The organism is Streptomyces sp. CLV115 (genome assembly GCF_038448545.1).
Lineage (GTDB): Bacteria > Actinomycetota > Actinomycetes > Streptomycetales > Streptomycetaceae > Streptomyces > Streptomyces sanglieri.
In genome coordinates this window covers 1-9,005 of record NZ_JBCEWQ010000239.1, presented here as the reverse complement: position 1 = coordinate 9,005, position 9,005 = coordinate 1, and the positions used below count along the sequence as shown (strand labels likewise).

At 72.7% G+C, this 9,005-nt stretch carries 9 protein-coding genes; 3 read left to right on the top strand and 6 right to left on the bottom strand.

The window, feature by feature from the left end; all coding sequences use genetic code 11:
* From AADR41_RS39805 to AADR41_RS39795, 3 genes are all read right to left on the bottom strand, one after another.
* The coding region (locus AADR41_RS39805; protein ID WP_342287157.1) for a TerD family protein at nt 1-592 on the bottom strand (592 nt) is incomplete at its 3' end.
* Nucleotides 593-668: 76 nt separating this feature from the next.
* On the bottom strand, nt 669-887 hold the full coding sequence (locus tag AADR41_RS39800) for a hypothetical protein (RefSeq protein ID WP_342287156.1): 219 nt from the start codon (nt 885-887) through the stop codon (nt 669-671).
* Nucleotides 888-951: 64 nt separating this feature from the next.
* On the bottom strand, nt 952-1,761 hold the full coding sequence (locus AADR41_RS39795) for an NAD-dependent epimerase/dehydratase family protein (protein ID WP_342287155.1): 810 nt from the start codon (nt 1,759-1,761) through the stop codon (nt 952-954).
* 246 nt (nt 1,762-2,007) lie between these two features.
* Between AADR41_RS39795 and AADR41_RS39790 the strand changes: the two genes are divergently transcribed.
* The gene (locus tag AADR41_RS39790; RefSeq protein ID WP_342287154.1) at nt 2,008-2,967 is read left to right on the top strand and encodes a 5-dehydro-4-deoxyglucarate dehydratase; all 960 of its coding nucleotides are present in this window, start codon (nt 2,008-2,010) and stop codon (nt 2,965-2,967) included.
* Nucleotides 2,964-4,142, top strand: coding sequence for a hypothetical protein (locus tag AADR41_RS39785; RefSeq protein ID WP_342287153.1), 1,179 nt, complete (start codon nt 2,964-2,966; stop codon nt 4,140-4,142). Before AADR41_RS39790 ends, AADR41_RS39785 begins: the two co-directional genes overlap by 4 nt.
* Here the strand turns inward: AADR41_RS39785 and AADR41_RS39780 are convergent.
* From AADR41_RS39780 to AADR41_RS39770, 3 genes are all read right to left on the bottom strand, one after another.
* Nucleotides 4,125-5,381: an MFS transporter gene (locus tag AADR41_RS39780; RefSeq protein ID WP_446751193.1), complete on the bottom strand. Its 1,257-nt coding sequence runs from the start codon at nt 5,379-5,381 to the stop codon at nt 4,125-4,127. The genes AADR41_RS39785 and AADR41_RS39780 overlap by 18 nt on opposite strands.
* Before the next feature lie 136 nt (nt 5,382-5,517).
* Complete coding sequence (locus tag AADR41_RS39775) at nt 5,518-6,969, bottom strand: peptidoglycan D,D-transpeptidase FtsI family protein (protein WP_342287151.1); 1,452 nt, start codon at nt 6,967-6,969, stop codon at nt 5,518-5,520.
* 129 nt (nt 6,970-7,098) lie between these two features.
* Nucleotides 7,099-7,869: an IclR family transcriptional regulator gene (locus AADR41_RS39770; protein WP_342287150.1), complete on the bottom strand. Its 771-nt coding sequence runs from the start codon at nt 7,867-7,869 to the stop codon at nt 7,099-7,101.
* A 205-nt stretch (nt 7,870-8,074) separates the two neighbouring features.
* Between AADR41_RS39770 and AADR41_RS39765 the strand changes: the two genes are divergently transcribed.
* A partial coding sequence (locus tag AADR41_RS39765) for an aldehyde dehydrogenase family protein (RefSeq protein ID WP_342287149.1) occupies nt 8,075-9,005 on the top strand: 931 nt, incomplete at its 3' end.

The window sequence follows — 9,005 nt, the reverse complement described above, 5'->3', positions numbered from 1 at the left end:
GCGCCGGGGGCGCGGCGATCCGGGGGTCGACCGGGGCGGCTGCGGGCATCGGGGGCGCCACCGGCGCGGGCGCCGGGGCGGCGGCGGGCTCCTCCTCGACCGAGACGCCGAAGTCCGTGGCGATGCCGGCCAGCCCGTTGGCGTAGCCCTGGCCGACCGCGCGGGCCTTCCAGGCGCCGTTGCGGAGATAGACCTCGATGACCACGAGCGCCGTCTCGGTGCCCAGCCGGGGCGGGGTGAACGTGGCGAGCACGCTGCCGTCGTCGGCGTTGCGCACGGTCGCGGTGGGCTCGATGCCCTGGAAGGTCTGGCCCGCCGCGTCCGGGCTCGCGGTGACGACGATCTTCTCGATGCCCGGCGGGACCGCGGTGGTGTCCACCACGATCGCGTCCGGTGCGGTGCCGCCGCCGGAGCGGTAGGTCACACCGGGGCCGCTGGGCTGGTTGTAGAAGATGAAGTCGTCGTCGGAGCGCACCTTGCCGTCTGCGGTGAGCAGCAGGCCCGAAACGTCGAGCCGCACGGGTGCGGAGACGTCCACTGCCACGCGGGCGGCGGAGAGAGGGATGTTCGAGCCGGGGGTCATAGCGGTCATGCTCGGGGTAACGAACGACCCCGCTTTGCCGTTCCCTTACTTTTCCGGCCCGGCCGGCCGGCTCCGCCGGGCCCCGTCAGCGGTTGCGCGGATGGTTGCGGGCGGTGCGCTCGTTGCCGTGCTTGTACGCCCCCGTCCAGCGGGCCATCACCAGTTGCGCGTCCCCGGATCCCACCTCGGCCAGGAACTTCTCCGCCCGGCCGCCGCGCAGGGTGCCCGCGGGCCGGCCGTGGTGGGTGATGGTGACGCTCGCGTCGCCGTGCTGCTCGTACAGGAATCCGGAAGGTCTCGGCATGGCTCCGCATCCTGCCCTCCGCCCGGCGCCCTGTCGCGCGGTTTTCGGTGGCCCCGGCCCGCGGTCAGCGCGGCCAGATCGGCGCATTGGTGCAGAAGTGGCCGCCGAGGTGCGCGTGGTCGGGGTTGTCCGGGTCCAGTTCGCCCTGCTCGGCGATGAGCCGGGCCGCGTACGGCTCGGAGTCGTCCTGCGGCTCGTACCCCAGTGAGCGGGCCGTCGTCAGGTCCCACCACAGCCGGGTGTTGTCGGAGGAGCCGTGCACGACGGTGTGCCGCACGTCCTCGGCGGTGAGCGCGGCGTGGAAGAGCCGGGCGCCGTCCGCCGGGCTCATCCAGACCGAGAGCATCCGTACCGAGGTCGGCTCGGGGAAGCAGGAGCCGATGCGCACCGAGACGGTCTCCATGCCGTGCCGGTCCCAGTACAGCTGGGCGAGGTCCTCGCCGAACGACTTGGACAGGCCGTAGAAGGTGTCGGGGCGGCGCGGGGCGCCGACGGGGATCAGCGGGTCGCCGGGGAGCGGGCGGGGGGTGTAGCCGAGGACGTGGTTGGAGGAGGCGAACACGACGCGCGGCACGCCCTCCTCGCGGGCGGCCTCGTAGAGGTTGTACGTGCCCTCGATGTTCGCCCTGAGGATCTTGTCGAACGTGGCTTCCAGGGAGATGCCCGCGAGGTGGACGATCGCGTCGACGCCCCGCACGGCCTCGCGCAGTGCCTCCCGGTCGCCGAGGTCGGCGGCGATCGCGTCCGGCTCGCCGTCCACGGGGACGACGTCCAGGAGGCGGAGCTCGTAGCCGTACGCGGGCAGGAGTCCGCGCATCAGGGTGCCGAGGCCGCCGGCTGCGCCGGTGAGCAGGACGGTGCGGGGAGCGGGCATGCGCGGATCTCCTCCATGGACGGCATTCATATGTGTGGACAAGCTAAGAAGTCCTGGAGTGCGGAGTCAAGTGTGCGGGTGGGGTGGAGTGCCGCTCACCCGGTGCCGATCGCTCCGCGGTTGGCGTCGGTCACCTCGGCCGCCCCTCTCCTTGACCTGCGCCTGGCGGCTGCCTTAGCGTGTGAGCGTTCATGAATATGGACGCCGATCAGAATTGTGCACGCCGGAACCGCTCAGGGAGCGCCAGTGACCTCAGCCCCTCTTGCCGCCCGACTCGGCCGTGTCGCCGGGCCGCTCTTCTTCCCCGTCACCGCGTACGGACCGGACGGCGACGTCGACCTCGATGCCTTCCGCGCCCATGTGCGCACCGGCGTCGACGCCGGTGCGGCGGCGGTCTTCGCCTGCTGCGGCACCGGTGAGTTCCACGCGCTCACGCCCCAGGAGTTCCACCGCGTCGTCGCCGCGGCCGTCGAGGAGACCGCCGGAGAGGTACCCGTGGTCGCGGGGGCCGGATACGGCACGGCGCTCGCGATCCAGTACGCGAAGCTCGCCGAGGAGGCGGGCGCGGACGGGCTTCTCGCCATGCCCCCGTACCTCGTCGTCGCCGACCAGGAGGGGCTGCTCGGCCACTACACCGCGCTCGCCGCGGCCACCTCGCTGGAGACGATCGTCTACCAGCGCGACAACGCCGTCTTCACCCCCGCCACGGTCGTCGCACTGGCCACCACGCCGGGCATCATCGGTCTCAAGGACGGCTACGGCGACCTCGATCTGATGCAGCGCATCGTCAGCGCCGTCCGCACCGAGCTGCCGGGCGGGGACTTCCTGTACTTCAACGGCCTGCCCACCGCCGAGCTGACCGGCCCGGCCTACCGGGGCATCGGCGTCAACCTCTACTCCTCCGCCGTCTTCGCCTTCGCGCCCGACATCGCGCTGGCCTTCTACCGGGCGCTGGACTCCGGCGACGACGAACTGACCGGCGCGCTCCTCGACCACTTCTACCGGCCGCTCGTCGAACTGCGCGCCAAGGGCCGCGGCTACGCCGTCTCGCTCGTCAAGGCCGGGGTCCGGCTCGGCGGCCTGGACGTCGGCGAGGTCCGCACCCCGCTCACCGAGCCGCCCGCCGCCCACATCGAGGAGCTCACCGCGATCGTCGCCCGCGGCCGTGCCCTGCTGGAGAAGTACGGGCAGGAGCGGCGCGGGTGAAGACCTCGGCCTTCCTCTACCCCTGGGACGTCGTCGGCGACCCGGACGCGGCCGCCCGCGTCGCGGACCTGGGCGTCCGGCAGGTGACGCTCGCCGCCGCCTACCACTCCACCCGGGCGCTGACCCCGCGCCACCCCGGGCACCGCATCGTCACCGCCGAGCACGCCGCGGTGCTCTACCCGCCGGACGCCGCCCGGTGGGCGGGGCGCGGGCTGCGCCCGCACGAGCAGTCCTGGGTGGCCTCGGACGACGCGTTCGCCGAGGCCGCCGAGGCCCTCGCCGGAGCCGGTCTGGAGGTCCACACCTGGGTGGTCCTGGCGCACAACTCCCGGCTGGGCGCCGAACACCCGGACACCTCCGTGGTCAACGCGTACGGTGACCGCTACCCCTGGGCGCCGTGCATCGCCGGGGCGGCGGTCCGCGAGTACCTGATCGATCTGGCGGCGGAGGCGGCGGTCCGCGCCGGTGCGCGCGGCACCGAACTGGAGTCCTGCGGCTGGTACGGCTTCGCCCATCTGCACGCCCACGACAAGATCGCGGGCGTCGGGCTGGGGGATGCGGCGCAGTACCTGATGTCGCTCTGCTTCTGCCCCGCCTGCCGGACCGGCTACGCCGGACAGGGACTGGACGCCGACGGGCTGGCCGCGGCGGTGCGCGGTGCGCTGGAACCGGTCTGGGCCGGTGCCGGCTCCCCGGAGACCGGCCGGGCGGGCATCGGGAAGCTCCTCGGCGCCGACCTCGCCGAGGCCACCCTCCGGTGGCGCGCAACGGTCGCCCGCACGCTCCAGGAGTCCGTGGTCGCCGCCGTGCGGGCGGCGGCGGAGCCGGGGTTCCAGGTGCTGCTGCACGCCGACCCCGAGCCCCACCGCACCGGCGCGAACGTCGGCGTCGACCCGGAACACATCCTCTCCGTGGCGGATGGTGTGGTGCTGCCCTGCACCGGCGGCGACGCGGCGCGCGAGGCCGTGCTCGGCCCGTTCGCCGGGCGCGGCGGTGTACTGGCGGCCAACTTCGGCGTGGTCACGGGGATGGGCGGCAGCCCCGCCACGCTGGAGCGGGACGCGGCGCACGCCGCATCGCTCGGCGCCAACCAACTGCGGCTGTACCACGCGGGGCTGGCCTCGTCGCCCGACCTGCGGGCCGTCACCGAGGCGCTCTCACGCCTCGGCCGGTGAAGAAGCCGGGCCGGTGGGGGAGTCCGTCAGCCTTCCCCGCCGGCCCTTCACCAGCAGGAGTGCCGTCAGCAGCGCGGCCGCGCCGACCAGCGGCAGCAGCACCCTGATGTCCACCAGCGCGATCAGGCCCGCGCCGAGCGCCAGCGCCACCGCGTTCGGCACTATCAGCAGTGTGTTGGCACTCGCGGCGGTGCGGCCCAGCACGGCCGCCGGGGCCTCCCGCTGCACCGCCGTCATCGCGGCGATCAGCACACACGGCAGCCCGATCCCGACGGCCGCGCTCGCCGCCAGCGCCACCGCGTCGTACGGCAGCGCCCGCACCCCCACCGCCACCGCGAACAGCGCGATCCCGGCCGCCGTGAACACCCGCTCCGGCAGCCGCCGCAGCAGCGGACCGGCCAGCAGCCCGACCGCGACGGACCCGGCGCCCTGCACCGCGTACAGCACACCCGCGTACGTGGGGGAGTGCCCCAGCCCCTCGTCCACCACGGCGTAGATCGCGGCCCCGTTGAGCCCCGCGCACAGCATCGTCACCGAACCGGCGAGCACCAGCGGCCGCAGCACCGGTGAACCCCACACCTGCCGTACACCGGCGGTCAGTTCGCCCCGCCGGCCGGCCCGGGCCGCCCCGGCCGGGTGCGGCAGCGGGGCCGGCAGCAGCGCGTAGACCCCGGCCGCCAGCACGAACGACGCCGCGTCCAGCAACGCCACCGCCCCGCCCCCGAACCGCGCGTACAGCCCGGCACCGGCCAGCGGCGCCAGCAGCTTCATGCCCTCGCCGGCCATCATCCGCAGCCCGTTGAAATCGCCCAGCAACCGCTTGTCCACGGCCCCGGCGACCAGCGTCGACTCGGCCGCCTCCATCAGTACGAAGCTCGCCCCGTACAGGACGAGCACGGCGAACAGGAACCAGACCCGGCCCGCCGAACCGACCGTCGTCAGCGAGGCCAGCAGCCCCGCCATCACGAGATTCACCCAAATGAGCAGCCGCCTGCCCGGGATCCGGTCGGCGATCGTTCCGAGCGCCGGCCCGACCAGCACCGGCAGCCACATGGCGAACACGGCGAGCGCCGCCAGACTGTCCGAGCCGGTCAGGGACTTGACCCAGACCCCGGCCGCGAGCCACATCGCGGAGGTCCCGAAACCCGAGACGACGACCGCCGCCAGGAACAGCCCCGCCGTACGGTCCCGCAGCACCCGTACCGTCGCCGACCCGCTCAACGCACCCACGACACCCACCGCACCCTCCCGACCAGCGCCTTCGTCATGGGGCAAGGCTGCCGACCGAGGAGGCCCGGCGGCATCGGCAGAATGCCCTGTCGCGCGCCCGGCGGGGGAGAGCTTCCCCGCCGGGCCCTAGGGCGGATGCCGGACGTCAGTCCGCCAGCGCCGCCCTCATCATCTTCTGGGCGATCGGCGCCGCCAGGCCGTTGCCGCTGATCTCGGAGCGTGCCGCGCCCGAGTCCTCGACGACCACGGCGACCGCGACCTCCTTGCCGCCGGCGGAGTCCTTCGCGTACGAGGTGAACCAGGCGTACGGGCTCTTGCTGTTGCCCACGCCGTTCTGCGCGGTGCCCGTCTTCCCGCCCACCTCGGCCCCGGCGATCCGGGCGTTGGTGCCGGTGCCCTGTTCGACGACGGTCACCATGGCGCTGCGCAGCTGCTCGGCGGTGGACTCGGAGACGACCCGTTCGGTGTCACCGTCCGCGAACTCCTGGAGCGGGTTGTCCTTGGAGTCGGTCACGGCGGACACCATGTGCGGAGCGGCGAGTTCGCCGCCGTTGGCGAGGGCGGCCGAGACCATGGCCATCTGCAACGGCGTCGCGGTGACCTCGAACTGACCGATGCCGGTGAGCGCCGTCTGCGGGCGGTCCATGCCGGTCGGGTAGACGCTTTTCGACGCCCGTACCGGCACATCGAGCTTGTCGGTGTTGAAGCCGAACTTCTCCGCCATCGCCCTGACCTTGTCCTGACCGAGGTCGACGGCGGCCTTCGCGAAGACGTTGTTGCAGGAGTACTGGAGTGCGGTGCGCAACGTGGCGTTCTCGCAGGGCGCCGAGGGATTCTCGTTGCTCAGGACGGTACTGGTGCCGGGCAGCGTGTACGGATTGGGGCTTTCGGTGCGCTCGTCGACCGAGCCGTACAGCCCGTCCTCCAGCGCCGCGGCCGCCACCACCAGCTTGAACGTCGAACCGGGCGCCAGCGGCTGCCGCAGCGCGCGGTTGACCATCGGCTTGTCCTCGTCGTCGAGCAGCCGCTGCCAGTTCTCGCCGTCCGTGGTCCCGCTGATCCTCGACGGGTCGTACGAGGGGGTGGAGACCATGCCCAGGATCCGGCCGGTCTTCGGGTCGATCGCGACCGCCGCCCCCTTGTCGTCGCCGAGCGCCTCGTACGCGGCCCTCTGCACGTCCGGGTCGATCGTCGTCAGGACGTTGCCCGGCGCCGCCTGCTTGCGGGTCACCGCGCTCAGCGGGTTCTTCAGCCGGTCGTCGGTGCCGTCCAGCACATGGCTGTAGATCCCTTCGAGCTGGGTGGCGCCGTACGCCTGCGAGCTGTAGCCGGTGACGGCCGAGTACAGCTCGCCCTGTGTGTAGGTGCGCTTGTACGCGAGGTCGCTGTCCACCGTCCTCTTCGATCCGGTGACCGGGTTCCCGGCCACGATGATGTCGCCGAGCGGCTGCGCGTACTGCGCGATGGTGTTCCGCCGGTTGTGTTCGTCGTCTGCGAGCGCCCGTGTCTGGTACGCCTGCACCCAGGTCGCCCGCCCCAGCAGGGCGAGAACCAGCAGCAGGCAGAAGACCGAGGCTCGCCTGATCGTTCTGTTCATCCCGCCCGGACGACGAGCGGGGCGCCGCGCACCGTTCCCGAATGCGGTGATTCTCACCGGTTTCTCATGACGGGCCCGGGTGCGGGCCCCGTGGGCACCGCCGCCGGGCCCGCCGTCCGGGCAGCGGTGTCAGAGTCTCCGGGTGGCGAGCGTCAGCCGGTCCCGGGCGTCGAACAGCGCGTCCTTCACCATCTGCTCGTGCGCGGGCGTGAGCCGGGCGACCGGCACCGAGCAGCTGATGGCGTCGCGGGCGGGGGTGCGGTACGGGATCGCGACGCCGAAGCAGCGCAGCCCGAGGGTGTTCTCCTCGCGGTCCACCGCGTACCCCTGCTCGCGGACGATGTGCAGCTCCTCGATGAGCTTCTCGCGGTCGGTGATGGTGTGTTCGGTCAGCGCGGGCAGCGTCTCGGGGAGCAGTTTGCGGACCTGCTCGTCGCTGTGGGTGGCCAGCAGCGCCTTGCCGAGCGAGGTGGAGTGCGCGGGCAGCCGGCGCCCGACACGGGTGAAGGGGCGCAGATAGTGCTGGGACTGCCGGGTGGCGAGGTACACCACGTTCGTCCCGTCGAGACGGGCCAGGTGAATGGTCTCCGTGGTGTCGTCGGAGAGCCGGTCCAGGGTGGGACGGGCCGCCGCGACGACCTCGTCGCCGTCGATGTACGAGGTGCCCACCAGCAGGGCCCGTACGCCGATCCCGTACCGCGTGCCCGTCGCGTCGGTCTCCACCCAGCCCAGCTCCACCAGCGTGCGCAGCAGCATGTACAGGCTGGACTTGGGATAGCCGACGGCCTCCTGCACCGCGGCGAGCGAGTGCATGCCCGGCCGCCCCGCGAAGTATTCGAGCAGTTCCACCGTCCGCACGGCGGACTTGACCTGCCCCCCACCGGATTCGGCAACCGACATCGCCCCACGCCCTTCCAGCCCACTTGCGAAACCCTGAGACTTCTTGCACCCGACGACTTCTCGAACCGGGCGGCTTCCGGAACCCGGCGGCTCCTTGCCAACATCGAACGCCCGGAAATAGAGTCGCTTCATATTCACGATCGGGAACTCTGTTCAGAATACCGAACAAAGTCTGATGTGCGGCAGTGGAGCGGAAGGAATCACGGTGGCAGCAGCACCAGTCTGGAGCGTCGACCCCCGCACCGGGAACCCGCGCGAGCAGGTTGCGGTGGAGGCTACAGCGGAGGAGGTCGACCGCGCGGTCCGGGCCGCCCACGCGGTACGTGAATCGCTCGCCGACCGCACCGTGCGCGCCGCCTTCCTGCGCATCGCGGCCGATCTGCTCACCGAGGCCGGGGAACACGTCATCGAGGCCGCCGACGCCGAGACCGCACTCGGACCGGCCCGGCTGACCGGTGAACTCGCCCGCACCGCCGCCCAGTTGCGGGCCTTCGCGGAGGTCGTCGACGAGGGCGCCTACCTCGACGTCCACATCGACCACGCGGACGCCACCCGCACCCCGCCCTGGCCCGACCTGCGCCGCTACAAGATCCCGCTCGGCGTCGTCGCCGTCTACGCGGCCAGCAACTTCCCGCTCGCCTTCTCCGTCCCCGGCGGCGACACCGCGAGCGCGCTGGCGGCCGGCTGCCCCGTCGTCGTCAAGGCGCACCCCGACCACCCCGCCACCTCCGAACTCTGCGCCTCCGTGCTGCGCAGGGCGGCGGCCAAGGCCGGCCTGCCCGAGGACGTACTGACCCTGGTGCACGGCTTCGACGCCGGCATCGAGCTGATCCGGCACCCGCTGGTCGCCGCCGCCGGCTTCACCGGCTCGGTACGCGGCGGCCGCGCCCTGTTCGACGCGGCGGCGGCCCGCCCCCGCCCCATCCCGTTCCACGGCGAGCTGGGCTCCCTCAACCCCGTCGTCGTCACCGGGGCGGCCGCCGCCGAGCGCGCCGAGGAGATCGGCGCCGGGCTCGGCGGTTCGATGACCATGGGCGCGGGCCAGTTCTGCACCAAGCCCGGCTTCGTCCTGGCCCCGGCCGGCGAGACCGGCGACCGGCTGCTGGAGTCGGTGACCGCCGCGGTCAGCGACACCG

What these genes read in the sequence shown, in the direction of transcription:
- AADR41_RS39800 (WP_342287156.1), bottom strand. Translation starts at nt 887, where the DNA reads ATGCCGAGACCTTCCGGATTCCTGTACGAGCAGCACGGCGACGCGAGC.
- AADR41_RS39775 (WP_342287151.1), bottom strand. Translation starts at nt 6,969, where the DNA reads ATGAACAGAACGATCAGGCGAGCCTCGGTCTTCTGCCTGCTGCTGGTT.
- AADR41_RS39795 (WP_342287155.1), bottom strand. Translation starts at nt 1,761, where the DNA reads ATGCCCGCTCCCCGCACCGTCCTGCTCACCGGCGCAGCCGGCGGCCTC.
- AADR41_RS39770 (WP_342287150.1), bottom strand. Translation starts at nt 7,869, where the DNA reads ATGTCGGTTGCCGAATCCGGTGGGGGGCAGGTCAAGTCCGCCGTGCGG.